At 69.2% G+C, this 26,136-nt stretch carries 25 protein-coding genes and 2 tRNA genes; 13 read left to right on the forward strand and 14 right to left on the reverse strand.

From position 1 onward, the window contains the following. Positions 1–187: 187 nt before the first annotated feature. The 9 genes from BLT99_RS14230 (at position 188) to pknB (ending at position 12,378) form a co-directional block, all read left to right on the forward strand. A complete protein-coding gene (locus BLT99_RS14230; RefSeq protein WP_092676436.1) occupies positions 188–961 on the forward strand; it encodes an HAD family hydrolase in 774 nt (257 codons plus the stop codon). Continuing rightward, complete coding sequence (locus tag BLT99_RS14235; RefSeq protein ID WP_092673832.1) at positions 958–3,477, forward strand: glycoside hydrolase family 65 protein; 2,520 nt, start codon at positions 958–960, stop codon at positions 3,475–3,477. Before BLT99_RS14230 ends, BLT99_RS14235 begins: the two co-directional genes overlap by 4 nt. Positions 3,478–3,577: 100 nt before the next feature. Continuing rightward, positions 3,578–4,327 (forward strand): FhaA domain-containing protein, encoded by a 750-nt coding sequence (locus BLT99_RS14240; RefSeq protein ID WP_092673835.1) that lies wholly within the window; start codon positions 3,578–3,580, stop codon positions 4,325–4,327. Then, positions 4,324–4,878 carry an FHA domain-containing protein FhaB/FipA gene (locus BLT99_RS14245; protein ID WP_092673838.1) on the forward strand — a complete coding sequence of 185 codons (555 nt, stop codon included), beginning with the start codon at positions 4,324–4,326 and terminating at the stop codon, positions 4,876–4,878. The genes BLT99_RS14240 and BLT99_RS14245 overlap by 4 nt, the downstream gene beginning before the upstream one ends. 3 nt (positions 4,879–4,881) lie before the next feature. Continuing rightward, positions 4,882–6,114, forward strand: a complete 1,233-nt coding sequence (locus BLT99_RS14250) for a PP2C family protein-serine/threonine phosphatase (RefSeq protein WP_092673841.1) — start codon at positions 4,882–4,884, stop codon at positions 6,112–6,114. Between the two features lie 61 nt (positions 6,115–6,175). Continuing rightward, complete coding sequence (locus BLT99_RS14255) at positions 6,176–7,507, forward strand: FtsW/RodA/SpoVE family cell cycle protein (RefSeq protein WP_092676439.1); 1,332 nt, start codon at positions 6,176–6,178, stop codon at positions 7,505–7,507. After that, positions 7,504–8,958 (forward strand): peptidoglycan D,D-transpeptidase FtsI family protein, encoded by a 1,455-nt coding sequence (locus tag BLT99_RS14260; RefSeq protein ID WP_092673844.1) that lies wholly within the window; start codon positions 7,504–7,506, stop codon positions 8,956–8,958. The genes BLT99_RS14255 and BLT99_RS14260 overlap by 4 nt, the downstream gene beginning before the upstream one ends. Continuing rightward, complete coding sequence (locus BLT99_RS14265; RefSeq protein WP_092673847.1) at positions 8,955–10,646, forward strand: serine/threonine-protein kinase; 1,692 nt, start codon at positions 8,955–8,957, stop codon at positions 10,644–10,646. The genes BLT99_RS14260 and BLT99_RS14265 overlap by 4 nt, the downstream gene beginning before the upstream one ends. A 55-nt stretch (positions 10,647–10,701) precedes the next feature. Next, entirely contained in the window at positions 10,702–12,378 is a 1,677-nt protein-coding gene (gene pknB, locus BLT99_RS14270) for a Stk1 family PASTA domain-containing Ser/Thr kinase (protein ID WP_092673850.1), read from the forward strand. A 60-nt stretch (positions 12,379–12,438) separates the two neighbouring features. Here the strand turns inward: pknB and BLT99_RS14275 are convergent, their stop codons facing one another. The 3 genes from BLT99_RS14275 to BLT99_RS14280 are packed head-to-tail and all read right to left on the reverse strand — an operon-like array spanning position 12,439 to position 14,064. Then, positions 12,439–13,077 carry an anthranilate synthase component II gene (locus tag BLT99_RS14275; RefSeq protein WP_092673853.1) on the reverse strand — a complete coding sequence of 213 codons (639 nt, stop codon included), beginning with the start codon at positions 13,075–13,077 and terminating at the stop codon, positions 12,439–12,441. Next, positions 13,074–13,232 (reverse strand): hypothetical protein, encoded by a 159-nt coding sequence (locus BLT99_RS17790; RefSeq protein ID WP_166670865.1) that lies wholly within the window; start codon positions 13,230–13,232, stop codon positions 13,074–13,076. The genes BLT99_RS14275 and BLT99_RS17790 overlap by 4 nt, the downstream gene beginning before the upstream one ends. Position 13,233: 1 nt before the next feature. Continuing rightward, complete coding sequence (locus BLT99_RS14280) at positions 13,234–14,064, reverse strand: class E sortase (RefSeq protein ID WP_092673856.1); 831 nt, start codon at positions 14,062–14,064, stop codon at positions 13,234–13,236. A 92-nt stretch (positions 14,065–14,156) separates the two neighbouring features. Here BLT99_RS14280 and BLT99_RS14285 point away from each other — a divergent pair, with 92 nt between their 5' ends. Then, positions 14,157–14,396: a cell division protein CrgA gene (locus BLT99_RS14285; protein WP_092673859.1), complete on the forward strand. Its 240-nt coding sequence runs from the start codon at positions 14,157–14,159 to the stop codon at positions 14,394–14,396. Positions 14,397–14,609: 213 nt separating this feature from the next. On the opposite strand, the gene BLT99_RS14290 is transcribed toward BLT99_RS14285, so the two are convergent. Both BLT99_RS14290 and BLT99_RS14295 read right to left on the reverse strand, forming a co-directional pair. Then, on the reverse strand, positions 14,610–15,467 hold the full coding sequence (locus tag BLT99_RS14290) for a rhomboid family intramembrane serine protease (RefSeq protein ID WP_092673862.1): 858 nt from the start codon (positions 15,465–15,467) through the stop codon (positions 14,610–14,612). 10 nt (positions 15,468–15,477) lie between these two features. Beyond that, positions 15,478–16,017: a peptidylprolyl isomerase gene (locus tag BLT99_RS14295; protein WP_092673865.1), complete on the reverse strand. Its 540-nt coding sequence runs from the start codon at positions 16,015–16,017 to the stop codon at positions 15,478–15,480. A 121-nt stretch (positions 16,018–16,138) separates the two neighbouring features. Here BLT99_RS14295 and BLT99_RS14300 point away from each other — a divergent pair, with 121 nt between their 5' ends. Beyond that, entirely contained in the window at positions 16,139–16,681 is a 543-nt protein-coding gene (locus BLT99_RS14300) for a hypothetical protein (RefSeq protein WP_092676443.1), read from the forward strand. Between the two features lie 559 nt (positions 16,682–17,240). Continuing rightward, positions 17,241–17,486, forward strand: coding sequence for a hypothetical protein (locus BLT99_RS14305; RefSeq protein WP_092673868.1), 246 nt, complete (start codon positions 17,241–17,243; stop codon positions 17,484–17,486). Between the two features lie 103 nt (positions 17,487–17,589). On the opposite strand, the gene BLT99_RS14310 is transcribed toward BLT99_RS14305, so the two are convergent. Both BLT99_RS14310 and BLT99_RS14315 read right to left on the reverse strand, forming a co-directional pair. Then, complete coding sequence (locus BLT99_RS14310) at positions 17,590–18,033, reverse strand: NUDIX hydrolase (protein WP_092673870.1); 444 nt, start codon at positions 18,031–18,033, stop codon at positions 17,590–17,592. 22 nt (positions 18,034–18,055) lie between these two features. Next, entirely contained in the window at positions 18,056–18,625 is a 570-nt protein-coding gene (locus tag BLT99_RS14315; protein WP_133988364.1) for a hypothetical protein, read from the reverse strand. 416 nt (positions 18,626–19,041) lie between these two features. Between BLT99_RS14315 and BLT99_RS14320 the strand changes: the two genes are divergently transcribed. Beyond that, positions 19,042–19,389 (forward strand): GntR family transcriptional regulator, encoded by a 348-nt coding sequence (locus tag BLT99_RS14320; RefSeq protein ID WP_092673876.1) that lies wholly within the window; start codon positions 19,042–19,044, stop codon positions 19,387–19,389. A gap of 12 nt (positions 19,390–19,401) precedes the next feature. On the opposite strand, the gene BLT99_RS14325 is transcribed toward BLT99_RS14320, so the two are convergent. The 7 genes from BLT99_RS14325 to gyrB form a co-directional block, all read right to left on the reverse strand. After that, complete coding sequence (locus BLT99_RS14325) at positions 19,402–20,211, reverse strand: N5-glutamine methyltransferase family protein (protein ID WP_092673879.1); 810 nt, start codon at positions 20,209–20,211, stop codon at positions 19,402–19,404. 4 nt (positions 20,212–20,215) lie between these two features. After that, a complete protein-coding gene (locus BLT99_RS14330; protein WP_092673882.1) occupies positions 20,216–20,734 on the reverse strand; it encodes a tetratricopeptide repeat protein in 519 nt (172 codons plus the stop codon). 92 nt (positions 20,735–20,826) lie between these two features. Next, positions 20,827–20,899, reverse strand: a tRNA-Ala gene (locus BLT99_RS14335). A 46-nt stretch (positions 20,900–20,945) separates the two neighbouring features. Then, positions 20,946–21,019, reverse strand: a tRNA-Ile gene (locus BLT99_RS14340). 70 nt (positions 21,020–21,089) lie between these two features. Beyond that, positions 21,090–21,494 (reverse strand): DUF3566 domain-containing protein, encoded by a 405-nt coding sequence (locus BLT99_RS14345; protein WP_092676446.1) that lies wholly within the window; start codon positions 21,492–21,494, stop codon positions 21,090–21,092. A gap of 5 nt (positions 21,495–21,499) precedes the next feature. Next, positions 21,500–24,013, reverse strand: coding sequence for a DNA gyrase subunit A (gyrA, locus tag BLT99_RS14350; RefSeq protein ID WP_371874210.1), 2,514 nt, complete (start codon positions 24,011–24,013; stop codon positions 21,500–21,502). A gap of 79 nt (positions 24,014–24,092) precedes the next feature. Further along, positions 24,093–26,108 (reverse strand): DNA topoisomerase (ATP-hydrolyzing) subunit B, encoded by a 2,016-nt coding sequence (gene gyrB / locus BLT99_RS14355; RefSeq protein WP_092673888.1) that lies wholly within the window; start codon positions 26,106–26,108, stop codon positions 24,093–24,095. Between the last annotated feature and the right edge of the window lie 28 nt (positions 26,109–26,136).

Consider the following 26,136-nt stretch of genomic DNA (forward strand, 5'->3'; position numbering starts at 1 on the left):
GGCATCCGCTCCGAGTCGGTCGAACCCCTCGCGCCGTCCGCGACCGCGGGAATAGCCTTGGCTATCCGGCACCGGCGCCCACCATCTCCCCATCGAAAGGATCGCCGTGACCCTCCCCCGCGACGCACGTGAGCGCGCGAACGCGAACCTCCCCACCGTCTCCCCCGACGAGGTCGACCTCAGCGACATCCGCGGCTGGCTGTTCGACCTCGACGGCGTCCTGACGCCGACGGCGGTGGTGCACATGCACGCGTGGGCGAGGCTGTTCGCGCCGTTCCTCGAGGCGCACGGCGCCGCGCCGTACGGCGACGCCGACTACTACGCGTACATCGACGGCAAGCCGCGCTACGACGGCGTGCGCTCGCTGCTCGCGAGCCGCGACATCCGGCTGCCCGAGGGCGGCCCCGCCGATGCCGCGACCGAAGAGACCGTGCACGGGCTCGGCAACCGCAAGAACGAGGCGTTCAACGAGACCCTGGCCGAGGAGGGCGTCGAGCCGTACCCCGCGAGCGTCGCGCTGCTCGACGCGATCGAGCGCGCCGGCGGTCACGTGGCGGTGGTGTCCAGTTCCAAGAACGCGCCGGCGGTGCTCGCCGCGGCGGGCATCGCCGACCGGTTCGAGATCGTCGTCGACGGCGCGGTCGCCGCGCGTGACGGCATCCCCGGCAAGCCCGCGCCCGACATGTTCCTCCGGGCGGCCGAGTTGCTCGGGCTCCCGCCGGGCGAGTGCGCGGTCATCGAAGACGCCGAGTCCGGTGTGAAGGCCGGCGCGACCGGTCCCTTCGGGCTCGTCGTGGGCGTCGATCGAGGCGTCGGTCGCGACACCCTCGTCGAGCTCGGCGCCGACGTGATCGTCGACGAGCTCGACGAACTGGTCTCCGCCGTCGAGCGCGCGCACGCGACATCCGCCCGCACGACCACCGACCCGACCGCCACCGCAACCGAAGAGGACCCCGCATGAGGTTCGCCGACACCGACCCGCTGAACCGGACCCGCTTCCCCGCCGACCCCTGGGCGCTCGTCGAGGGCGAGTTCGGCGTCGACGACATGGGGCGCACCGAGACGCTGTTCGCCGTCGGCAACGGATACCTCGGCCTGCGCGGCAACGTCGAGGAGGGCCGCGACGGCCACATGCACGGCACGTTCGTGAACGGCTTCCACGAGACGTGGCCGATCCGTCACGCCGAGGAGGCGTTCGGCTTCGCGCGCGTCGGACAGACGATCGTCAATGCGCCGGATGCCAAGATCATCCGCCTCTACGTCGACGACGAGCCGCTCGTGATCACCGAGGCCGAGATCATGTCGTACGAGCGACGCCTCGACTTCCGCCTCGGCGCACTCAGCCGGCGCATCGAGTGGCGCACGCCGTCGGGCAAGCGCGTGCTCATCACGAGCCGCCGCATGACGAGCTTCACCGACCGCCACCTCGGCGTCATCGACTACGAGGTCGAGCTGCTCGACGCCGATGCCGCGGTCACCATCTCGAGCCAGATCCTCAACCGCCAGGACGGTCGCGACGAGTACCGATCCGGCGTCACCGAGGTCCCCGGCGCCTTCGACCCGCGCAAGGCCGAGATGTTCACCGAGCGCGTGCTGCAGCCCCGCGTGCAGCGCCGCGACGGCGGCCGCTACATGCTCGGCTACCAGTGCACGAACTCGAAGATGGCGATCTCGGTGGGTGCACTGCACTCCATCGAGACCGAGAACGAGTTCACCGAGACCGGTTCGATCGGCGACGACCTCGCCAAGCACATCTACCGGGTGCGCGCCCAGAAGGGCGTGCCGATCCGCATCACCAAGCTGATCAGCTACCACACCGCCCGCAAGGTGCCCGCGCGCGAGCTGGTCGACCGCTGCGACCGCACGCTCGACCGCGGCGCCGAGGTCGGACTGTCCGAGCTGTTCGAGCAGCAGCGCTCGTGGCTCGCCGACTTCTGGGCCCGTTCCGACGTCGAGATCGACGGGCAGCCCGAGCTGCAGCAGGCCACTCGGTGGAACCTGTTCCAGCTCGCCCAGGCGACCGCCCGTACCGACGGCGGCGGCGTCGCCGCCAAGGGCGTCTCGGGCTCCGGATACGGCGGCCACTACTTCTGGGACTCCGAGATCTACGTGATGCCGTTCCTCAGCTACACCGCGCCGATCGTGGCGCGCAACGTGCTGCGGTTCCGCCAGCGGATGCTCGACGCGGCCCGCGACCGGGCCTCCGAGCTCAACCAGCGTGGTGCGCTCTTCCCCTGGCGCACGATCAACGGGCTCGAGTCGAGCGCGTACTACGCCGCCGGCACCGCGCAGTACCACATCGATGCCGACATCGCCTTCGCGCTCTGCCAGTACGTCGCCGCCACGGGCGACGAGGACTTCCTCGCGCGCGGTGCGATCGACATCCTCGTCGAGACCGCGCGGATGTGGGAGGACCTCGGCTTCTGGCGCACGAACGCCGACGACGTGTTCCACATCCACGGCGTGACCGGGCCCGACGAGTACACGACCGTCGTGAACGACAACCTCTTCACCAACGTGATGGCGCGCGCGAACCTCGCCGCGGCAGCGTCCGCCGTCGACAACCTGCAGGTCAACGACCCCGAATCGCACAAGAAGCTCATCGAGCGGCTCGGCGTCACGCCGGCCGAGGTGGCGAGCTGGCGGCGTGCGGCGGCGCACATGCACATCCCGTTCGACGCCAAGCTCGGCGTGCACCCGCAAGATGGCGCCTTCCTCGAGAAGGAGCTGTGGGACCTCGAGCACACGCCCGACACCAGCCTGCCGCTGCTGCTGCACTACCACCCGCTGGTCATCTACCGGTTCCAGGTGCTCAAGCAGGCCGACGTGGTGCTCGCGCTGTTCCTCCAGGGCGACAAGTTCACCACCGAGGAGAAGCTCGCCGATTTCGAGTACTACGACCCGCTGACCACCGGCGACTCGACGCTCTCGGCGGTCGTGCAGTCGATCATCGCCGCCGAGGTCGGGTACCACGAGCTCGCGCTGCGCTACTTCCGCTCGGCCCTGTTCGTCGACCTCGCCGACCTGCATCACAACGCGGCCGACGGCGTGCACGTCGCATCCACCGGTGGCGTGTGGGCCGGGCTCGTCTCGGGCTTCGGAGGGTTCCGTGACCACAACGGGCGCTTCACCTTCGACCCGCGGCTGCCCGACGGGTGGGACCGACTGAGCTTCCGCCTGACGCTGCGCGGCAGTCGCATCCGCGTCGACCTCACCGCCGATGCCATCCGGTTCGAGATCGAGGTCGGCGAAGCGGATGCCGCGGTGCCGCTGCAGGTGCGCGGCGAGCCGGTGCTCGTCACTGCGGTCGCGCCGGTGACCGTCCCGCTCGACGGGCATGGAGCCCGCCGTGTCGGGGCGCCGACGATGCAGAACGTGCGGGGCGCGCGCCGCGCCGACGGCACGCTGCTCACGGCATCCATCCCCACCCTGTCGCTCGACGTCGACGAAGCGGAGGCCGCCGCGGTCTTCGACTGAGGCCGACCCGCCGGGGAACCGTCCCGCCGCGAGGTTCCGGGCGCGTTCGCACCGGCTCCGGCTAGCATGTCAGTCGAATCACGGACCGGACGGGAGACCTGTGGGCCTACTGGACAACTTCGAGAAGGGTCTCGAGCGCGCCGTCAACGGCGCCTTCGCGAAGACCTTCCGCTCGGGGCTGCAGCCCGTCGAGATCACCGCCGCCCTCAAGCGCGAGATCGACACGAAGGCCGCCGTGGTGTCGCGCGACCGCGTGCTGGTGCCCAACAAGTTCACCGTGCGCATGTCGACCGGCGACCACCAGCGCATGGCGTCGCTCGGGCCAGCGCTCATCGACGAGCTCGTCGACCTGGTCCAGAAGCACGCCGCGAGCCAGCGCTTCCAGTTCGCGGGCGGCATCACGATCGCGCTCCAGCCCGACCCCGGCCTCTCCGAGGGCATGGTGCAGGTCGATTCGCAGAACGTGAAGGGCCGTGTCGCGTGGACCCCGGTCCTCGACGTCGACGGCCGCCGGTTCCCGATCCTCAAGGGCCGCACCGTCATCGGCCGCGGCAGCGAGGCCGATGTCACGCTCGACGATTCCGGCGCCTCGCGCCGCCACGCCGAGGTGCAGTGGGACGGGTCGCGCGCCCGCGTGCGCGATCTCGGCTCGACGAATGGCACGCAGGTCAACGGGGCCCCCGTCAAGGAGGCCGTGCTCGAGCCCGATTCGGTCATCACCATCGGACGCTCGCGTATCGTGTTCCGCGTGCTCGCCCAAGCCGATCCGTCCGACACCGCCGCCGGACGACGCGTCGACCCCACCGCCTCGCGTGACGACGCGGGCGGCTTCTGGGGGCCGGCCCGATGAGTGAACTGACGCTCCTGGTCCTGCAACTCGGCTTCCTGCTGCTGCTCTGGGTGTTCGTGTTCGCCATCGTCTACGCGCTGCGCAGCGACCTGTTCGGCCAGCGCGTGCGCAAGCTCCAGCCCGACGCGCCCGCGGCCGCGCCCTCGCCGGTGCCCGCCGGGGCGCCGCGTGCCGCTGCGGCCGACGTGCCCACGGCGGCCGTCGCACGGCCGGCCCCCGCCGCCCCTCCCGGCGGAGCCGGCGGCGATGCGACCGCCGAGAACGCCACCCGGCTCGTCATCACGTCCGGAGCCAAGGCCGGCGTCGAGTTCCCCTTGGGAAGCGATGAGATCACGATCGGCCGGTCGAGCGACTCGGCGATCATCATCCGCGACGACTACACCTCCACCCACCACGCCCGCCTGATGCTGTGGAACGGCCGCTGGATGATCCAGGACCTCGACTCCACCAACGGCACGTTCCTCAACGGCTCCCGAGTCACCGTGCCCACGCCCATCCCGCTCGGAGCCACCGTCAAGGTCGGAGCGACGACGTTCGAGCTGCGGCGGTAGCCGATGGCGAGCGTCAAGGCGAGCGCTGCCGTCTCGCACGTCGGCCGGGTCCGCTCCAACAACCAGGACTCGGGCTATGCGGGCCGGCGACTGTTCCTGGTGGCCGACGGCATGGGCGGCCACGCCGGCGGCGATGTCGCCAGCGCGATCGCGACCAAGCGCATCGCCGAGGCCGACGCCGACTACGACGACTCGCAGGCCGCGGGCACCGCGCTCGAGCAGGCGCTCCTCGCCGCGAACCGCAACCTCGCCGAGACGGTCGCCGACCACTCCGAGCTCACCGGCATGGGCACCACGGTCAGCGCCATGCTCGTCGAGCACGATCGCGTCGTCATCGCGCACATCGGCGACTCGCGTGTGTACCTGCTCCGCTCGGGTGAGCTGAGCCAGGTCTCGACCGACCACACCTTCGTCCAGCGCCTCGTCGACGCTGGGCGCATCACCGCCGAGGAGGCGATGGTGCACCCGCGGCGTTCCGTGCTCATGCGCGTGCTCGGCGACGTCGAGGCGTCGCCCGAGATCGACACGCTCGTGATCGACACCCACCCGGGCGATCGCTGGATGCTGTGCTCCGACGGCCTCTCGGGCGTCGTCCCGTTCGACGAGCTGCACGACATGCTCGCCTCCGATGCGGCGGCCAAGCAGGTCGCCGATCGGCTGGTCAAGGCGTCGCTCGACGGGGGCGCGCCCGACAACGTCACCGTGGTGGTCGTCGACATCGGCGATCCGCCCGCCCCCGAGACGCCGCCGCTCGTGGTGGGATCGGCCGCCGCTCCCCTCGCCTTCGGCGCCCCGTCCGAACCCGCGCGTCGTCCCGGCATCCGGCTCACGCCGTTCCGGCCGCACCCGGTGCAGGAGACCCACTTCGAGCCCGACTCCGCCGAGTACTTCGACGAGCTCATCGAAGAGGACGAGCGCCGGCGCCGCCGGCGCCGCATCATGTGGGGTCTCTGGATCGTGCTGCTCGTCGCGGCCATCGTCGCCGCGTTCGCCGTGGGCTACCAGTGGACGCAGACCCGCTACTACGTCGGCGAGTACAACGGGCGGGTCGCGGTCTACCAGGGCATCCAGCAGGACCTCGGTCCCCTCTCGCTGCACCACCTCCACTCGGAGACGACGCTCGACATGGCCGATCTCCGGTCGTACGACCAGCAGCGGGTCGAGCAGACGATCAGCGCCGGTTCCCTCGCGGAGGCGCGCCGGATCGTGTCGCGATTGGAGGAGTCCGTTGACTGACCGCGCGACGGCCCGTCCGGCAGACGGCGCGCCGCCGACGGCGAGCGTGCGCCGCATCCGCATGCCCCAGAAGCTGCGGAACCTCGAGTTCGCCCTGCTCCTGGTCGCGTGCGTGATCAACGCGGGCGCGATCGTGCTCGTCCAGCTCGGCGCGCTCGGCTACGTCGACACCCAGCTCGTGCTGCTCGGCGCCGGCCTCTCGGCGCTCGTGTTCGGCCTGCACATCGCCATGCGCTTCGTCGCGCGCGACGCCGATCCATTCCTGCTGCCCATCGCGACGGTGCTCAACGGCCTCGGCATCGCGATGATCTACCGCATCGACATCGCCTACGGCGACACCGGCTGGGAGAGCGCCGCCGTGCGCCAGATCGTGTGGAGCGTCATCGCGATCGTCGCGGCACTGGCGACCATCCTGCTCATCCGCAACCACCGGGTCCTCTTCCGCTACACGTACCTCTCCGGCCTGATCGCGATCGTCCTCCTGCTGCTGCCGCTCGTCCCGGGCCTCGGACGACAGGTGAGCGGCGCACGCGTCTGGATCGGCATCGGCGAGGTCGCCACGTTCCAGCCCGGTGAGATCGCGAAGATCGCCCTCGCCGTCTTCTTCGCGGGCTACCTCGTCCGCAACCGCGACTCGCTGTCGATGGTGGGACGCACGTTCCTCGGCATGCGGTTCCCGCGCGGACGCGACCTCGGACCACTCCTGGTGGTCTGGGCGCTCTCGATGGCCGTGATCGTCTTCCAGCGCGACCTCGGCACCGCGTTGCTCTACTTCGGGCTCTTCCTCGTCATGCTCTACGTCGCGACGAGCCGCCTGTCGTGGGTCGTGCTGGGCCTCAGCCTGTTCGTCGCGGGCGCGCTCATCGCCAGCCAGACGCTCGACTACGTCAACGGGCGCTTCCGCAACTGGCTCGACGCCTTCAACCCCGAGGTCTACGAGGCGAGCGGCGGCTCCTACCAGCTCGTGCAGGGGCTGTTCGGCCTCGCCAACGGCGGACTCATCGGCACCGGACTCGGACAGGGCCGCCCCGACCTCACGCCCGTTCCGCAGAGCGACTACATCATCGCGAGCCTCGGCGAGGAGCTCGGCTTGGCGGGAGTCTTCGCGATCCTCGCGCTGTACGTCCTGTTCGTCGCGCGCGGCTTCCGCATCGGCTTCGCCGGGCAGGACGACTTCGGCAAGCTGCTCGGCGTCGGCCTCGCCTTCGTCGTGGCGCTGCAGGTGTTCATCGTCGTCGGCGGCGTCACGCGGGTCATCCCGCTGACCGGCCTCACGACCCCGTTCCTCGCGGCCGGCGGATCGTCGCTGGTCGCGAACTGGATCATCGTCGCACTGCTCCTGCGGCTGTCCGACACGGTCCGCAACCATCCGAGGCTGGTGATCGACGGATGAACCGCGAGCTCAAGCGGGTGACGATCGTCGCCCTCCTCATGTTCCTCACGCTCTTCGTCGCGTCGACGGTGATCCAGTACGTGCAGGCCTCGAACCTCGCGGCCGATCCCCGCAACGCGCGAACGCTCTACCAGAGCTACTCCGTCGAGCGCGGGCCGATCCTCGTCGGCGGAGATCCGATCGCCTTCTCCGAGCCGAGCGACGACGACTACAAGTTCCAGCGCGTGTACTCCAACGGACCGCTCTACGCCCCGGTCACCGGGTTCATCCCGGTCAACGGCGAGGCGACCGGACTCGAGCAGTCGCTGAACGCCGAGCTCAGCGGTCGCTCCGAGTCGCAGTTCTTCGACTCGCTCAACCGCCTGATCTCAGGGCAGGACCCGATGGGGGCCTCGGTCGAGGTCGCGATCGACCCCGTGGCGCAGCAGGCCGCGTGGGATGCGCTCGGCAGCTATCAGGGCGCGGTGATCGTCACCGAGCCCGCCACAGGCCGGATCATCGCCATGGTCACCAAGCCGACCTACGACCCCAACTCCCTCGCGGTGCACGACGGCGAGCAGGTCCAGGCGACGTACGACGCGCTCCTCGAGGATCCGCTGGACCCGCTGTTCAATCGCGCGACGGGCGGCGACATGAACCCGCCCGGATCGGTCTTCAAACTGGTCATGACGGCCGCCGCCCTCGAGTCCGGCCAGTACACGCCCGACTCGACGTTCCCGAACCCGGCCGAGTTCACCCTCCCCCAGACCAGCTCGATCGTGCGCAACTCCAGCGGCGGCACCTGCGGTCCCGGCGCCGAGGTCACGCTGGCCGACGCGCTGCGCCTCTCGTGCAACATCCCCTTCGCCGAGCTCGCGCTCGAGCTCGGCGATGACGCCATCCGAGCACAGGCCGAGAAGTTCGGCTTCAACTCGAACTTCACCACGCCCAACCCGACCGAGACGAGCACCTATCCGGCCGCTCCCGACGAGCCGCAGACCGCCCTCACCGGCTTCGGCCAGGGCGAGGTGCGTGCCACGCCGCTGCAGATGGCGATGGTGTCGGCCGCGATCGCCAACGGCGGGATCGTGATGAACCCCGAGCTGGTCGACTCGATCACGGCGCCCGACTTCCGTCCGATCCAGGAGTTCCAGGCGTCGGAGTTCGGGCGCGCGATCAGCGAGGAGACGGCCCGGACCATGACCGAGATGATGGTCAACGGCGTCGAGAACGGCGCCGCGAGTAATGCAAGAATAGACGGCGTCAGCGTGGCCGGTAAGACGGGTACAGCGGAGAACGGCGAGGATGACCCCTACACCTTGTGGTTCACCGGTTTTGCCCCCGCCGACGACCCTCAGTATGCGATCACGGTGCTCGTGGAAGACGGCGGGGGACTGGGTCAGGAGGGGTTCGGCAATGGAATCGCCGCGCCCGTGGCGAAACAGGTACTAGAGGCGGTGCTGAACAAATGAGACCGAGCGCTGGGCTCACCTTCGGAGGACGCTACGAGCTGTCCTCCCGGATCGCCATCGGCGGGATGGGCGAGGTGTGGCAGGCCACCGACCTCGTCATCGGCCGCCAGGTCGCGATCAAGATCCTGAAGGACGAGTACCTCGGCGACCCCGGCTTCCTCGAGCGGTTCCGCGCTGAGGCCAGGCACGCCGCACTCGTGAACCACGAGGGCATCGCCAACGTCTTCGACTACGGCGAAGAGGAGGGCAGCGCCTACCTCGTGATGGAGCTCGTGCCGGGCGAGGCGCTCTCCACCATCCTCGAGCGCGAGCACGTGCTGTCGACCGACAAGGTGCTCGACATCGTGGCCCAGACCGCGAGCGCGCTGCAGGCCGCGCACGCCGCTGGCCTCGTGCACCGCGACATCAAGCCGGGCAACCTCCTCATCACGCCCGACGGCCGCGTCAAGATCACCGACTTCGGCATCGCCCGGATCGCCGACCAGGTGCCGCTCACCGCGACCGGTCAGGTCATGGGCACGGTCCAGTACCTCTCGCCCGAGCAGGCCTCCGGACACCCCGCGTCGCCCACGACCGACATCTACTCGCTCGGCATCGTCGCGTACGAGTGCCTCGCTGGCCGACGACCGTTCACGGGCGAGTCGCAGGTCGCGATCGCGATGGCCCAGATCAACGAGACGCCGCCCGACCTGCCGGTGACGGTGAGCGAACCGGTGCGCAACCTGGTCTACGCGTGCATCGCCAAGAACCCGGCCGACCGCCCGCAGACGGCCGCGCATCTCTCGCGCGCCGCCAACGCCCTCCGCCGCGGCGATGTGCGCGGTGCGGCCGCCGCAGTGCCCGCGGTGCTCGGCGCCGCCGCCGGAGCGACCGCCGCCACCGCGCTGCTCCCGCAGCAGGGGGCGAACACCGCCGCCACAACCGTGCTGCCCGCCGGCGCCGCGGTGATGACCGAGACCGAAGAGGAGACCGAGGAGCCGCCGAAGAAGCGGAGCCCGTGGACCTGGCCCCTCATCGTCCTCATCGCGCTGCTCGCGCTCGTGCTCATCGGCACGCTCATCGCGCTGGCGATGAACAACGCCGACAACGAGCCCGAACCGAGCGCGAGCACGCCCGCCCGCACCACCACCACGACGCCGCCCCCGCCGCCCACGACGACCGAGGCGCCGCCGCCCACCAGCGAGGCTCCGACCACCGTCCAGGTCAACCGCGACGACTACCTCGGCCGCAACGTCGATGAGGTGCGCGGCGAGCTCGTCGCCGCCGGCCTCGTCGTGAACACCCAGCAGGGCGGTGCCGCGACCGAGCCCAGCCAGGCCAACACGGTCACCGACGTCAACCCGAGTGGGCCGCTGCCCATCGGATCGACCGTCACCGTGACGTACCTCGGCGCTCCCGAGACGCCGAGCGCACCCGGAGCCGGGCCCACCGTCGAGCCGTCCGAGGTCGCGGCCGGCGGCATCGTCCAGGTCAGCTGGCCCGCCGCGACGTGTCCCTCGGGACAGCAGCTGAGCGGCTACGAGGTCGCGGTCACGGGTGATGCCGTCGCGCCCAGCCCGGTCGGCGCCGGAACCACGAGCGTCAACGTGCAGGCCGGGCAGGAGCCGTTCGACGTCACGTACCGGTACTTCTGCGGACAGCTCGACTCGCCGTTCTCGCCCGCCACTGCCGTCACCATCGCGAACTAGGCCATCACGCCACCAACCGGGAGGAGTCGGAGACACCGTGAACGATGACGGACGCATGCTCGCGGGTCGGTACCGCGTTGGCGCCCTCATCGGCCGCGGCGGCATGTCCGACGTCCATGCCGGGACCGACATGCGACTCGGACGCCAGGTCGCGATCAAGCTGCTCAAGCCGCAGCTCGCCACCGATCCGGCGTTCCGCATGCGCTTCCGCCAGGAGGCGCAGTCGGCGGCTCGGATGGCGCATCCCACGATCGTGCGCGTGTTCGACGCCGGCGAGGAGACCGTCCGCGACGGCTCGGGTCACGAGGTGCAGCTGCCGTTCATCGTGATGGAGTTCGTCGAGGGTCGCCTCCTGAAGGACATCATCCACGAGGGGCCGCTCGATCCCGTCGCGGCCGCCCGCGTCATCGACGGCGTGCTGACCGCGCTAGAGTACTCGCATCGGGCCGGGGTGGTGCATCGCGACATCAAGCCCGGCAACATCATGATCACCACCACCGGCCAGGTGAAGGTCATGGACTTCGGCATCGCTCGCGCCGTATCCGACTCCGCGACGACCGTCGCCCAGACCACGGCCATCCTCGGCACCGCATCGTACTTCTCGCCAGAGCAGGCGAAGGGCGAGACGGTCGACGCGCGCACCGACCTCTACAGCACGGGCGTGGTGCTGTTCGAGATGCTCACCGGACGCCCGCCCTTCCGCGGCGACACCCCCGTGGCCGTGGCGTACCAGCACGTCAGCGAACGCCCGGTCAAGCCGAGCGTCATCAACCCCAAGGTGTCGCCCGCGCTCGACTCCGTGGTCATGCACGCGCTCGCGAAGGACCGGAACGTTCGGTACCAGACGGCGGCGGAGTTCCGCGCCGACGTCGAGGCCGCGGCATCCGGGCGGGTGCCGCAGCAGCGCAAGGTCGACGAGACCGCCATGTTCTTCGGCACGCCGACCGGCTCATTGTCGACTTCCGAGCTCGCCCTGCGCCAGCTCACCGAGGACGACACCATGACGCGGACGCAGCGCCGTCCACCGGCGATCTGGATCTGGTCGGGCATCATCGCCGTCGTGGTGATCGTCGTCGCGGTCATGTACTGGGCGTTCAACCTGCAGCCCTCCGACGACCTGCCGTCGAACGCGCGCGAGGTGCCGGTGCTCACCGGCTTCACCTGGGAGGAGGCGGCGAACGAGCTGCAATCGCTCACGCTGCCCGCGACCAAGCTCGAGGAGACGAGCGACACGGTCGCCGCGGGCGAGGTCATCCGCACCGAGCCGGCGGCGGGCGAGATCGTCGACACCGGGACCCCGGTGAACGTGTTCGTCTCGACCGGGCGCGAGGCCGTCACCGTGCCGAACGTCGTGAACAAGGCCGTCGACGAGGCGAAGAAGGACCTCGAGGCTGCCGGGCTCGTCGCGGGCACCGAGACGAGGGAGAACTCACCGACGGTGGCGGAGGGCGTCGTCCTCGCCACCGATCCCGAGGCCGGTGCCTCGATCGAGGCCGGCGGCACGGTCAACTTCCGGATCTCGAGCGGACTGGTGACGCTCCCCGACCTGACCGGCCAGTCGCTGCAGGCCGCGTCCTCGTACCTCGGTACCGACAACCTGCAGCTGAGCCCGGTGCCCGTGCCCGACGGCAGCTGCCCGTCGCAGGCCGGCTCGCCGGTCATCCGGCAGTCGCTGCCCCCTGGCGACGTGCCGCAGAAGTCGCAGGTCGAACTGGTCTATTGCGCCGGCTGATCGAGGCCTGCACACCGCGATCCCGCGGCGACGCGCTTCCTGACGCGACCGGCCCGACGATCAGCTCGCCCGCACGAGCGGGCTGAGGGAGCGCGCACGCTCACGCGCCTCAGTCAGCCCGGCGACCGCGAGCCAGTTGCCGAGCATGCGGTAGCCGCCCTCGGTGAGCACCGACTCGGGGTGGAACTGCACCCCGAAGATCGGCGCGGCCTCGTGGCGCAGCCCCATGATGACGCCACCGTGCGTGCGACTCGTGACGACGAGCTCGTCGGGCACCGTCCCGTCGACGACCGCGAGCGAGTGGTACCGCGTCGCGGTGAACGGCTGGGGCACGCCGTCGTAGAACGCGCTGTCGTCATGCGTGATCCGCGAGGTCTTGCCGTGCATGAGCTCCTCGGCGTTCGTGACCGTCGCACCGAACGCCTCGGCGATCGCCTGGTGCCCGAGGCAGACGCCGAGCAGCGGCTCGCCCGACCGGAGCGCGGCCTCGACGACCGGGATCGAGACGCCCGCGTCGGCCGGCTTGCCCGGACCGGGTGAGATGAGCACGCCGTCGTACTCGGCGATGCGCTCGGCGACCTGCTCGACGGGGATGTCGTCGTTGCGCACGACGTCGGTCTCGGCGCCGAGCTCCTGCAGGTAGCCGTTGAGCGTGTAGACGAAGCTGTCGTAGTTGTCGATGACGAGGATCCGGGTCATTGCTCCACCGTGACGTCGATTGGGTTGATGATGCCGTCGACCCAGGGGAAGACCCAGGTGAACAGGACGGCGACCAGGCCGATGAGGATCACCAGCAGCAGGCTGACGCGCAGCCATGCCGGCCCGGGAAGGACCCGCCAGAGCGCACCGTACATGTCAATCCTCCCATGCCGCGACGTCGGCGGCGATCTCGGCGGGCGGTCCCGCCGCCGCGGGCTGCCAGGACTCGAGTACGCCGTAGGCGATGATGCGCTCCGCGGTCGAGTACAGCGGATTGCAGCTCGTGAGGGTGATGATGCGGTCGGTCGGCTCGAGGTCGGGATGGTGCGGCACGGCGGCGAGCACCTCGGTCGCGTCGGGCGTGACGTACTCCAGATCGCGGAATCGGTAGGTGTACCATCCGTCGCGCGTCTGGATGTGGATCGCATCGCCGAGCTGGAGCTGTTCGATCTCGTGCATACCGCCGCCGTAGGCGCTGCGGTGCGAGGCGATCGCGAAGTTGCCCGTCTCACCGGGCATCTGCGTGCCGGGGTAGTGCCCGACGCCGAGGTCGTAGCTGTTGAGCACGTCGAGCCCGACGCCCTCGGCGATCGTGCGCTGCGAGTCGGCACCGAACCTCGGCACGTACATGACCGCGAACGCCTCCGCATTGGCATGGTCGCGGTCGTCGACGACGGGGACGCCGGGATCGGCACCGTCGGTCGGGTCGGGCGAGGCGTCGTCGGACCCGGCCCGGCCCTCGGCCAGCCAGTCGAGCGAGCGATCGGATGCCGCGGCCGACTGCTGCGACGCCACGATCGCGTCGTTCCACCAGAGCTTCCATCCGAGGAAGAGCAGGATGACCACGCCCGCCGTCAGCAGGAGTTCGCCGAGGATGCCCGCGACGCCCGGCCCGCGACGACCCCGCGCTTCGGACCCGGACCGGCCCGGCTCGATGCTCGTGGCAGGGTCGCGCCCGTGCGGCGCTTCGGGCTCCCGTCCGGGCATACCCGAGAGTCTATGCGCGCACCGAGGGCGCACCGCCGGGATGCGGGGCACCCGTGCAAGAGCCCTCGGCTCGGTGGACTAGAATCTCCCGCATGGCACGCACGAGATCACCGAAGCCCGCACGCGCGGAGCAGCCGAGCGGCGAGGACGCGCCGAACCCGGTCTGGTTCAAGCCCGTCATGTTCGGCTTCATGCTGCTGGGGCTTCTCTGGATCATCCTGTTCTACGTCAGCCAGGGCGCACTGCCCGTGGCGGCGCTCGGTTCCTGGAACATCCTGATCGGCTTCGGCATCGCCTTCGTGGGCTTCCTCATGACTACACGCTGGCGCTGAGCCGGCGGTGACAGAAGGGGCGGATGCTGCGGCATCCGCCCCTTCTTCATTTGCTGCACAACGTTATCCACATCATCCACAGGGTTGTCCACACCATCCACACCCTGTGGATTCAGAGAAACCCCGGAATTCCGCACGTCGTGCGAAATGACACCGGTGTAACTCTCCCCAACTGTGGACAGCGTTGTGGATAACCGGCGTGTAACCGGTCGATCAGGCGAACGGTAGGAAGAAGTATCGAAGGCTCAGCACGAGCAGCACGAGCGTGAGACCGACGAGCAGGCCGACCTGAAGGCCTCGCTGCTCGCGCTTGCGGGTCTCGACGAAGATGAGTCCGACGAGCGCGCCGCCGACCAGTCCGCCGAGGTGCGCCTGCCATGCGATGTTGAGGCCTGGAATGAATCCGATGACCAGGTTGATGCCGACCAGAATGAGCAACTGGGTGGCACTGCCACCCAGTCGGCGCTGGATGACGAGGAACGCGCCCATGAGGCCGAAGATCGCACCGGATGCACCGACGACGCTCGTGTTGTGATCGGCCAGCCAGATGACCCCGACCGAACCCGCCAGACCCGAGATCAGGTACAGCGCAAGGAACCGGCTCCGACCGAGGACGTTCTCGAGGAGCTGCCCGAAGATCCACAGCGTGTACATGTTGAGCAACACGTGGAAGATCAGCGCGGTGGAGTGCACGAACACCGATGTGATGAGGCGCCACGGCTGGAATGCGATCTCGCTCATCGCCAGCGGGGTGAAGTAGAGCCAATCGGTGATGCCCAAGCCGGGAATCAGCTGCAGCAGGTAGACCGCGATCGTGATGCCGATCAGGGAATACGTCACCACCGGCGCACCCCGCCCCGTCGCCGCACGGGCGCGAGTGATGATCGCGGGTCTCGTCCGCGGCGCCGAGGCACGCTGCTCGCGCATGCACTCGGGGCAGATCACGCCGACGGGTGCCGGCGTCTGGCATTCGCCGCAGATGGTGCGACCACAGCGCTGGCACAGCACGAAGCTCTGCCGGTCTGGATGCCGGTAGCAGAAGTTCGAGCGCTCAGGCGCCGGGTCGCTCACCGCGTGATGCTCAGCGCTGCTCGACGGTGATCTTCTCGATCACGACGTCGTCGAGCGGACGGTCTCGGCCGTCGGTCGGAACGGACGCGAGCTTGTCGACGACCGCCTGGCTCGCGGCATCCGTCACCTTGCCGAAGATGGTGTGCTTGCCCTGCAGCCACGTGGTCGGGCCGACCGTGATGAAGAACTGCGACCCGTTCGTGCCCCGGCCGCCCTGGATGCCGGCGTTGGCCATCGCGAGCACGTACGGATCGTTGAAGTCGAGCTCGGGGTGGATCTCGTCGTCGAACTGGTAGCCCGGTCCGCCGATGCCCTGGCCGAGGGGGTCGCCGCCCTGGATCATGAAGCCCGGGATGATGCGGTGGAAGACGACGCCGTCGTACAGCGGATCGGTGGACTTCTGGCCGGTGCCGGGGTGCGTCCACTCGATCTCGCCGGTGGCGAGTCCGATGAAGTTCTTGACCGTCTTCGGGGCGTGGTGGCCGTAGAGGTCGACCTTGATGTCGCCGTGGTTCGTGGAGATCGTCGCGACTGCGGTGGGATTCGGCATAGCGTCGATTCTCTCACGATGGGATTCGGCGCGAGGTATGCAACCCCCTGCACTCCCACCCCACTTCCAGCGGGTTCGGTGGCAGGATGGAGGAGTTCGCTGCACAACGATGGAGGTCGAGATGAGCCTGTCACGCAAGCGCCGGAAGGAACTCAAGCGGCTGCGCAGCAGTGCAGAGGACCTGTGGGGGGACCAGCAGGATGTTCTGGACCACGCGAGCAAGGTCGCACGCGAGGCGCGTCGGCAGCTCGGATTCCTGACGCAGGAAGAGGTCGTTCCGCGCGTGCGGTCGGGATACGAGAGCTACGTGCGCCCGAACGTCGACCGGGCACGCGGCTTCGCTCGCGGCGCCGGCGATTCGGTCGAGCGCACGCTCGGCAGCGCCGTCGGATCGCTGCTCTCGATCGGCGACATCGCCAACGACACTCGAGTCCGCCGCGCGCTCCAGCGCGTGTCACCGCGGAGCGTCGTCGTCGAGAAGAAGGGCCCCGGCGTGGGAACCTACCTCGCCATCGGGGCCGGCATCGTCGCGGCCGCCGGCGTGGCCTACGCCGTCTGGCAGACGTTCCGCGCCGACGACGAGCTCTGGGTGGCCGACGACGAGCCGTCGACCGCGGCGTCGTCGTCCGGATCGGCCAACGGCTCGCCGACTCCCGTCATCTGACCCACGGTCCTCGAAGGCCCTCGACCGCATCGCGGACCGGGGGCCTTCGCCGTCCCCGGCGACGGCGAAGTCAGGGCCCGCACTGAACTTCTCGATGATTGCGCATCGAACGCTTGCGCCCCGAGAGCTGAACCCGCTATGTTCATTTCTCGGCGCGCCGATCCGGCGCAGTCCAGAGCGATGAGAGGAGGCGAGACCCCGATGATGATGCCGCACACCCGTGATTCCATCCGTACGGAGGTCGCCTTCCTCGGCGCCCCCTTCGGCACCTGCTGACGTCGCGCGCTCCGCTGCGCTGACCACAGGCTCCGTTCCCGCCTGACGACGCCTGCTCGCCTGTCGAGCCGGCATTCGTCCCTCCGGCACCGCTCGACGCCGGCGCGTCCAAGACGCAGCCTCGCACCGAGCTCGCCACCCTCTGCAGCAGCCGACGCCACGCGTCGTCGCCATCGCGATGACGGATGCCGCGCCGACGTGCTGGGAGCATGCAACGTCACCTCCGGCGCACGCGTTCGCGCGCGCCATCCGCTCGCACCACCCATCCAACGAAGGAACCACCGTGAACACCACACTCACCGCCACCCGTTCGACCTCGCAACAGGCCGCAGCGATGCGCGCCGAGGCCGGCCGCCTCGGAGAGCGCCTCGCTCGCCGCGCCGGCCTGGCGTTGCTCGCCTGGAGCCTGTCGGCCGAGGCTCGCCGCACCAGCGACGACCGCGCCGGCCGCGCCGAGCTCCAGCGCGACGCCGAACGCCTGCGCGAGCAGAACTTCACCACCCTCGCCCTGCGCGCCACGACCCTCTGATCGTCATGTGCGCCGCAGGTGAGCCGATCGGAACGGCCCCGTCCAGTACTCGGACGGGGCCGTTCCCATTCGCTCGGCCGCGATCGCGTGAAGACGGCGCGGATCAGTTCTTCGGCGGCACTCCGTCGGCCGGCTCTCGTTCGTTCATCCGCAGGGCGATGTCGAGCAGGCTCACGCGCGTGAGAGCGCCGACCTCGTCGAGCGGGAACCAGCGCGCCTCATCGCTCGACCCGCCGACCTCGTTGCGCAGTTCGCCGCCGACCACGCGCGCGCGGTAGACCACGCGCATCGCGTAGAGCGGCGCAGTGCCGTGGTGCCGCTTCGAAGCCGGCACCACCATCGTGTCGATGCCGAGCAGTCGTTCGATCTCGGCGTGGTACCCGGTCTCCTCGCGGATCTCCCGGCGTGCCGCGTCGAGCGGATGCTCTGGCAGCTCGATTCCGCCGCCGGGCAGGGTCCACGCCGACCGTCCGTGCTCGTTCCAGTGGGACAGCAGGATCGCGCCATCGCGGATGATGACTCCGTACGCGGCGATGCGGATGTCCATCCCGCAACTGTACCCGCGGCGTTCAACCGCCCCAGAACACGAATCCGCCGTGCGGGAGCACGGGCTCCACGTTGAATCCGATCCAGCTTCCGTCGGGATCGATCAGGGTGCCCCACTGACCCTGATCGTGCCGGCCTGAGACGAACTCGCCATCCGGTCCGCCGAGGCCTTCGAAGCCGCGTGACTGCTCCCATACCGCGATCGACTGCGAGCGGGTGAGGATCCAGCATTCCACGGCCCCGTCCAGGTTCGGCGCCATGCCGATGCCGTACGGATCAGCGGCGAAGGTGGTGATCGTTCCGGCGAGGATGCGTCGGACCGCCGTCGGCAACCGGTCCTGGAGCGCCGGAAGCGTGCCGGCCTGAGTCGCCGCGGCATCCGGGCAGACTGCGCTCAGATCCGACGAGTATTCACGGGCGACGCTGTTCGCCCATGCGGAGGTCGGAATCGTCCACGGGGCGACGACGAACGAGTCCGCCGGCACCTCGCCGGATCGGACCGCCTCGATACCGGCGGTGGAGAGCTGCATCTCCGTGATGCCCGACGCGGTGTCGGGGTGGATGAGCACGCGGCCGTCGGCGTAGACGAACACCCATCCTGCGTGGATTCGGCTCCATGCCGCGACCACATCCGCGTCCCGGCCGGCCGCTGGCGCAGGGACCCCGCCGTCGTCATTCAGAAGGCCCGATTCGGCGGTCGGCCCTGCCATCGCCATGAAGGTGCCGGCCGCGAGGAGCAAGGCGGTGCCGCACGCCCAGACGAGGTACCCGATGCGTCTGCGCTTCGCATGACGTTGCGCCTCGTGGATGACGCCATCGTCGATGCGTACCGGCGGTGGGTCATCGATCGTCGGACGGGGCGTACCCGTTTCCACCGTTCGGGGAACCGGATCCGTTTCGTCGGGATACGTCGCATCGCCAAGTCGATCGTGCGATCGCCCTGGCGATCGGAGCGTGGAAATGGTGGTCATCTTGCACTCCAACCGATGAAACTATTATCATTAGTACCATGATCGATGTCAAGTTGGATCCCGGCGACCGAGCCGACCTGTACGAACAGGTCGCCGCAGAGATCCGGCGGTCGATCGCCGAGGGTGAGGCGCGGTCGGGCGAACGACTGCCGCCCGCGAAAGACTTGGCTGCCGTGCTCGGCGTCAATCCCAACACGGTGCTGCGAGCGCTGCGGTTGCTGCGCGACGAGGGGCTCCTCGAGTTCCGCCGCGGCCGTGGAGTGTCGGTCGTCGGCGCCCCCGAACGCGGCGCCGTGCTGCAGCGCACGCGCGAGCTCGTCGAGTTCGCACGGCGACACGGCTACGACCGACGGGAGCTCATCGAGATCATCGCGGGCCTGGACTGACCGGACGACGGCTCAGGCCCGGCGCAGCTCGAGCAGCACCGTCTGGCCGTCGGAGCTTCGGCGTGCCCGCGGCGTCCAACCGGATCGACGCGCGAGCACGGCCGCGGCCCGGTACTGACGGCGGTTCAGCTCGATGAGCACCACGCCCTCGGGTGCGAGCCATCCGCCCAGCTCGTCAATCAGCGTGCCGACGTTCCGAAGACCATCGGGACCGGCGAAGAGGGCAGCCTCGGGCTCGTGCTCGAGGGCCTCGTGCGGCACGAGCCGGCGTTCGGTGCTCGGGATGTACGGCGGGACGGCGGCGACGAGCGTGACTCGACCCCGGAGTGAGGAGGGAATTCCAGCGAGTCCATCGCTGAGGTGAACACCCGCGCCGGCCGGCAGGTTCCGACGCGCGTGCTCGAGCGCCGCAGGGTCGATGTCCGCGACGTGGATCTCGGCATCCGGGACGGATTCGGCGACGGCTGCCGCGAGCGGTGCGACGCCGCAGAACGGCTCCAGGACGACCGGCCGTTGCTGCTCGCGTGCCGCACGCACGGCGGCACGCGCCAGGCGCAGCGTCCGCTGGCGTGGAATGAACACGCCGGGCCCGACCGACAGCCGCAGCGACCCGAAGTGCACCCAGCCGACGAGGTGCTCGAGCGGCTCGCCGGTCGCACGCCGCTCGACGAGGTGCTCGAGGCGAGCAGGGTCGTCGGATGCGGCTTCGAGCAGGATCGCCGCCTCCTCCTCGGCGAAGACGCACCCGGCCGCGCGAAGTCGCGCCGCGAGCGCGGCGATGGAGGCGGTCGCGTCCGGCGCGTCGGAAGACCGGGTGCTCACCGGGTCACGCCTCGGGTCGTCCGGTGGCGAGCCAGTCGGCCAGGCCGCGGAGCCCCTCGGCCCAGCGGCCGAGATCGGTCACCTCGGCGTGATCGGTCACCACGCTGAGCAACTCTCCGACCGCCGCGTCCGCAGCCCCCGCCTCGAGGCTGGTGAGTGCCGAGAACACCCGCACCGCATCCGACTGCGGGAATGTGCGTCGCGCCCGCTCGAGCACGTCGCGGGAGGCATCGAGCTCGCCGAGCCATCGCAGCGTGCTCGCGTACTGGCACAGGCACCGGCGGAGCGCATCGCCCTCGATTCCCAGGTCGAGGGCGCGTTCGTACAGCGTGCGCGCCGTCGATTCCTCGCCCGCGGTGTCATAGGCTCCCGCGAGCTCGTACGTCAGCACGGCATGGTCGGGATGCCGCTCCAGGAGTTCCGCGAAGTACGCGATCGTCGGCCCCATGTCGGAGCGGTCGCGTCGCTCGTAGCCGATCCGGATCGCGTCCTCGAGTTCGGGCGTCAGAGGTCGAGTCGGCATGACGACGACGCTACCAATCCGCGCCGGGTGCAACGCCTCTCGGAGACGACTTCGGCCCGCAGGTGAGGAACCGGCGGGCCGAACGTGGAACGTGGAGCCTAGGAGATTCGAACTCCTGACATCCTGCTTGCAAAGCAGGCGCTCTACCAACTGAGCTAAGGCCCCCGGGGGCGGAGGCCGTGGCACCCGCCGGATGTGGAGTTGTGCGGAGTGGGGATACGAGGACTTGAACCTCGGACCTCTTCGTTATCAGCGAAGCGCTCTAACCGCCTGAGCTATATCCCCGAATTTCGGCCGAAGGACAGATTACCCGACGTCGCGGGGATCCTGAAATCGAGCCGAAGCACCGCTCGGATCAGCTGTTGGTGAAGCCCACCAGGATGCCGCCGGTGATCTTCACGCTGAGGTTGTAGAGCACCGCGACGACCGCTCCGAGGGCGGTCGTGACCACGAGGTTGAGCAGCGACACCACGATCGCGAAGCCCATCACGTTGCCGATCGAGAGGATCGAGCGAAGGTCGGTTCCGGCGCCCGCGACATCCTGCACCAGGCTGTTGAGGTTCTCGAACAGGCCGGTCGACTGCACGATCGTGAAGATCAGGAACGACGCCACGATGTTCACGACCGAGAGGCACACGGCCACGAGGAACGAGAGCTTCACCGCCGACCAGAAGTCGATGTACACCAGGCGCAGGCGCACCTGCTTGGCCGGGGGCTTTCGGTTGGACTTACCGGCGAGCTTCTCGGCAACGCTGCTCATGACGGTCACTCCTCTCCTGCGGGCACGGCCGCTTCGGGTTCTGCGGCTTCCTCCGTGAGATTCCGCTCGGAATTCTTCGCGATCGAGATGATGCGGTCGGCGGCGTCGAACTTCGCGAAGACGACGCCCATCGTGTCCCTGCCCTTGGCGGGGACCTCGGCGACGTCAGAGCGTACCACCTTGCCGCTGGCAAGAACCACGAGGACCTCGTCGCCGCGGCCGACGATCAGCGCGCCGGCGAGGTCGCCCCGCTCGTCGTTCAGCTTGGCGACCTTGATGCCCAAGCCGCTGCGCTGCTGGCGCCGGTACTCCTCGACCGGCGTGCGCTTGGCGAAGCCGCCCTCGGTGACGACGAACACGTAGCGATCGGACGGGCTCACGAGTTCGCCCGTCGCCTCATCGCGGTACGCCTCGTTGCGCGCGGCGTCGGCAGAGGCGACGACGGATGCCTCGAGCAGCTCGTCGCCCGACCGGAACGACATGCCCTTCACGCCCGAGGTCGAGCGACCCATCGGCCGCAGCGCGTCATCCGTCGCCTCGAAGCGGAGCGACATGCCCTTCTTCGAGACGAGGAGGATCTCGTCGTGCTCGTCGACCAGCATGGCCGAGACGAGCTCGTCGCCCTCGCGGAGGTTGATCGCGATGACGCCGCGCGAGCGGTTCGTGTCGTAGGCCGTGAGGTCGGTCTTCTTCACGAGGCCATCGCGCGTGGCCAGCACGAGGTACCTCGCGACCTCGTAGTCGCGGATGTCGAGGATCTCGGCGATCTCCTCGTCGGGCTGCAACTCGAGCAGGTTGGCGACGTGCTGGCCCTTGGCGTCGCGGCCGGCCTCCTGGATCTCGTACGCCTTGGCGCGGTACACGCGGCCCATGTTGGTGAAGAACAGGAGCCAGTGATGCGTGGTCGTGACGAAGAAGTGGTCGACGACGTCGTCGGCACGCAGCTGCGCACCGCGCACGCCCTTGCCGCCGCGATGCTGCGACCGGTAGTTGTCGCTGCGCGTGCGCTTGACGTACCCGCCGCGCGTGACGGTGACCACCATCTCCTCCTCGGGGATGAGGTCTTCCACCGACATGTCGCCGTCGAAGCCCGGCACGATGTGCGTGCGACGCTCGTCGCCGAACTTGGCGGTGATCTCTCGGAGCTCGTCGGAGATGATGCTGCGCTGACGCAGCGGCGAGGCGAGGATCTCGCGGTAGTCGGCGATCTGGCGCTCGAGCTCGGCCGCCTCGTCCATGATCTTCTGGCGCTCGAGCGCCGCCAGGCGACGAAGCTGCAGCTCGAGGATGGCGCGCGCCTGCAGGTCGTCGATGTCGAGCAGCTTCATCAGGCCGTCGCGGGCGTCGTCGGCCGTGGCCGAGCGGCGGATCAGCGCGATGACCTCGTCGAGCGCGTCGAGCGCCTTGAGGTAGCCGCGCAGGATGTGCATGCGCTCCTCGGCCTTGCGGAGGCGGAACTCGGTGCGTCGCACGATCACGTCGACCTGGTGGTCGATCCAGTGCGCGATGAACCCGTCGATCGAGAGCGTGCGCGGCACGCCGTCGACGATCGCGAGCATGTTCGCGCCGAAGTTGTCCTGCAGCTGCGTGTGCTTGTAGAGGTTGTTCAGCACGACCTTGGCGACCGCGTCGCGCTTGAGCACGATCACGAGGCGCTGGCCGGTGCGGCCCGACGTCTCGTCGCGGATGTCGGCGATGCCCGTGAGCTTGCCGTCCTTGACGAGGTCGGCGATCTTGATGGCGAGGTTGTCGGGGTTGACCTGGTACGGGAGCTCGGTGACGACCAGGCACGTGCGGCCCTGGATCTCCTCGACGCTGACGACCGCGCGCATCGTGATCGAGCCGCGGCCCGTGCGATAGGCGTCGTGGATGCCCTTGACGCCGAGGATCTGGGCCCCGGTCGGGAAGTCGGGTCCCTTGATGCGCTGGATCAGCGCCTCCTGCAGCTCCTCGCGGGATGCCTCGGGGTGCTCGAGGGCCCAGAGCGCGCCATCCGCCACCTCGCGCAGGTTGTGCGGCGGGATGTTCGTGGCCATGCCGACCGCGATGCCGACCGAGCCGTTGACGAGGAGGTTCGGGAACCGGCTCGGGAGGACCGTGGGCTCCTGCGTGCGGCCGTCGTAGTTGTCCTGGAAGTCGACGGTCTCTTCCTCGATGTCGCGCACCATCTCCATGGCGAGCGGCGACATCTTGGTCTCGGTGTACCGGTGGGCTGCGGCGCCGTCGTTGCCCGGCGAGCCGAAGTTGCCCTGTCCGAGCGCGAGCGGGTAGCGCAGCGCCCACGGCTGCACGAGGCGAACGAGCGAGTCGTAGACCGCGCTGTCGCCGTGCGGATGGAACTGGCCCATGACGTCGCCGATGACGCGCGTGCACTTCGAGAACGCCCGGTCGGGACGGTACCCACCGTCGTACATCGTGTAGATCACGCGGCGGTGGACCGGCTTGAGGCCGTCGCGGACATCGGGCAGCGCGCGCCCGATGATCACGCTCATCGCGTAGTCGAGGTAGGAGCGCTGCATCTCGAGATGCAGGTCGACCTGGTCGATGCGGCCGTGGATGCCGAAGCCCTCGCCGTCGCCGGCGCCCGGGTCGATCACGTCAGATGTCAAGGAAACGCACGTCCTTCGCGTTCTTCTGGATGAACGAGCGCCGGCTCTCGACGTCGTCACCCATCAGGGTGGAGAAGATCTCGTCGGCCGCGGCAGCATCGTCCATCGTGACCTGCAGCAGGGTACGGGTCTCGGGGTTCATGGTCGTGTCCCACAGCTCCTGGTGGTTCATCTCGCCGAGGCCCTTGTACCGCTGGACGCCGTTCTCCTTGGGCAGGCGCCGTCCGGACGCCTGGCCGTCGGCGATCACGGCGTCGCGCTCGCGGTCGGAGTACACGTAGTCGTCGTCGGCGTTGGACCACTTGATGCGGTACAGCGGCGGCTGCGCGAGGTAGACGTAGCCCATCTCGATGAGCGGCCGCATGTAGCGGAACAGCAGCGTGAGCAGCAGCGTCGTGATGTGCTGGCCGTCGACGTCGGCATCGGCCATGAGCACGATCTTGTGGTACCGCGCCTTCTCGGCATTGAAGTCCTCGCCGATGCCGGTGCCGAACGCGGTGATCATGGCCTGGATCTCGGCGTTGCCGAGCGCGCGGTCGAGCCGCGCCTTCTCGACGTTCAGGATCTTGCCGCGCAACGGCAGGATGGCCTGGGTCTCCGGGTTGCGGCCGGTCTTGGCCGAGCCGCCGGCCGAGTCGCCCTCGACGAGGAAGATCTCGGAGATCGTCGGGTCCTTGCTCGTGCAATCGCTGAGCTTGCCCGGCATGCCGCTGGTCTCGAGGAAGCCCTTGCGCCGGGTCGCCTCGCGCGCCTTGCGCGCGGCGATGCGGGCGGTCGCGGCCTGGAGGGCCTTGCGGATGATGTCTCGCGCCTGGTTGGGGTTGCGGTCGAACCAGTCGCCGAGCTGGTCGCCCACCACGCGCTGGACGAACGACTTCGCCTCGGTGTTCCCGAGCTTGGTCTTGGTCTGGCCCTCGAACTGCGGCTCGCCGAGCTTCACGGAGATGACGGCCGTCAGGCCCTCGCGGACGTCGTCGCCCGAGAGGTTGTCGTCCTTCTCCTTGAGGATGCCCTTCTCGCGCGCGTATCGGTTGACGAGCGTGGTCAGCGCCGCGCGGAAGCCCTCTTCGTGCGTGCCGCCCTCGTGCGTGTTGATGGTGTTGGCGTAGGTGTGGACCGACTCGGTGTAGGCGGTGGTCCACTGCATCGCGACCTCGAGCGCGATCTTTCGATCGACGTCCTCGGCCTCGAACGAGATGATCTCGTCGTTGACGAGATCGGCCTTCTTCGAGCGGTTGAGGTTCTCGACGTAGTCGACGAGGCCGCGCTCGTAGAGGAACGTGTCGGTGCGCTGCGCGGGGATCGTGATCGCGCCGGTGGTGGGCGTGTCTTCGGGGTCGATCTCGACGTGGCCCACGCGCAGGTCGGTCAGGGTGATGCGCAGCCCCTTGTTGAGGAACGCCATCTGCTGGAACCGGGTGCGGAGCGTCTCGTAGTCGAAGTCGACCGTCTCGAAGATGTCGGGGTTCGGCCAGAACGTGATGGTCGTGCCGGTCGCGTCGCTCGCCTCGCCCTGCGCGAGCGGCGCATCGGGCACGCCGACCTGGTAGGACTGGCGCCACACGTGCCCCTGGCGATGCACCTCGACGTCGAGCCGGCTCGAGAGCGCGTTGACGACGGATGATCCGACTCCGTGCAGGCCACCCGAGACGGCGTATCCGCCGCCGCCGAACTTGCCGCCGGCGTGGAGGACGGTGAGCACCACCTCGACCGTGGACCTCCCCTCGGTCTTGTGGATGTCGACGGGGATGCCACGACCGTCGTCGACGACACGCACGCCGCCGTCTTCGAGGATCGTCACGTCGATGTCGGTCGCGAAGCCCGCGAGCGCCTCGTCGACCGAGTTGTCGACGATCTCGTACACGAGGTGGTGGAGACCGCGCGGGCCGGTCGAGCCGATGTACATGCCCGGCCGCTTGCGGACCGCTTCGAGGCCCTCGAGAACCTGGATCGCGTCGGCGCCGTATTCGGGCGCACCCTGGGCCTTCGTCGGTTCCGCTGTCATGGGTGAATCGGGCTCCAAACCGTCGTTC

The organism is Agromyces flavus (assembly GCF_900104685.1).
Classification (GTDB): Bacteria; Actinomycetota; Actinomycetes; order Actinomycetales; family Microbacteriaceae; genus Agromyces; species Agromyces flavus.

What these genes read in the sequence shown, in the direction of transcription:
- BLT99_RS14255 (WP_092676439.1), top strand. Translation starts at nt 6,176, where the DNA reads ATGCCCCAGAAGCTGCGGAACCTCGAGTTCGCCCTGCTCCTGGTCGCG.
- BLT99_RS14265 (WP_092673847.1), top strand. Translation starts at nt 8,955, where the DNA reads ATGAGACCGAGCGCTGGGCTCACCTTCGGAGGACGCTACGAGCTGTCC.
- BLT99_RS14295 (WP_092673865.1), bottom strand. Translation starts at nt 16,017, where the DNA reads ATGCCGAATCCCACCGCAGTCGCGACGATCTCCACGAACCACGGCGAC.
- gyrB (WP_092673888.1), bottom strand. Translation starts at nt 26,108, where the DNA reads ATGACAGCGGAACCGACGAAGGCCCAGGGTGCGCCCGAATACGGCGCC.
- BLT99_RS14275 (WP_092673853.1), bottom strand. Translation starts at nt 13,077, where the DNA reads ATGACCCGGATCCTCGTCATCGACAACTACGACAGCTTCGTCTACACG.
- pknB (WP_092673850.1), top strand. Translation starts at nt 10,702, where the DNA reads ATGCTCGCGGGTCGGTACCGCGTTGGCGCCCTCATCGGCCGCGGCGGC.
- BLT99_RS14280 (WP_092673856.1), bottom strand. Translation starts at nt 14,064, where the DNA reads ATGCCCGGACGGGAGCCCGAAGCGCCGCACGGGCGCGACCCTGCCACG.
- BLT99_RS14320 (WP_092673876.1), top strand. Translation starts at nt 19,042, where the DNA reads ATGATCGATGTCAAGTTGGATCCCGGCGACCGAGCCGACCTGTACGAA.
- BLT99_RS14235 (WP_092673832.1), top strand. Translation starts at nt 958, where the DNA reads ATGAGGTTCGCCGACACCGACCCGCTGAACCGGACCCGCTTCCCCGCC.
- BLT99_RS14260 (WP_092673844.1), top strand. Translation starts at nt 7,504, where the DNA reads ATGAACCGCGAGCTCAAGCGGGTGACGATCGTCGCCCTCCTCATGTTC.
- gyrA (WP_371874210.1), bottom strand. Translation starts at nt 24,013, where the DNA reads ATGCAGCGCTCCTACCTCGACTACGCGATGAGCGTGATCATCGGGCGC.
- BLT99_RS17790 (WP_166670865.1), bottom strand. Translation starts at nt 13,232, where the DNA reads ATGTACGGTGCGCTCTGGCGGGTCCTTCCCGGGCCGGCATGGCTGCGC.
- BLT99_RS14310 (WP_092673870.1), bottom strand. Translation starts at nt 18,033, where the DNA reads ATGGACATCCGCATCGCCGCGTACGGAGTCATCATCCGCGATGGCGCG.
- BLT99_RS14250 (WP_092673841.1), top strand. Translation starts at nt 4,882, where the DNA reads ATGGCGAGCGTCAAGGCGAGCGCTGCCGTCTCGCACGTCGGCCGGGTC.
- BLT99_RS14245 (WP_092673838.1), top strand. Translation starts at nt 4,324, where the DNA reads ATGAGTGAACTGACGCTCCTGGTCCTGCAACTCGGCTTCCTGCTGCTG.
- BLT99_RS14285 (WP_092673859.1), top strand. Translation starts at nt 14,157, where the DNA reads ATGGCACGCACGAGATCACCGAAGCCCGCACGCGCGGAGCAGCCGAGC.
- BLT99_RS14330 (WP_092673882.1), bottom strand. Translation starts at nt 20,734, where the DNA reads ATGCCGACTCGACCTCTGACGCCCGAACTCGAGGACGCGATCCGGATC.
- BLT99_RS14345 (WP_092676446.1), bottom strand. Translation starts at nt 21,494, where the DNA reads ATGAGCAGCGTTGCCGAGAAGCTCGCCGGTAAGTCCAACCGAAAGCCC.
- BLT99_RS14300 (WP_092676443.1), top strand. Translation starts at nt 16,139, where the DNA reads ATGAGCCTGTCACGCAAGCGCCGGAAGGAACTCAAGCGGCTGCGCAGC.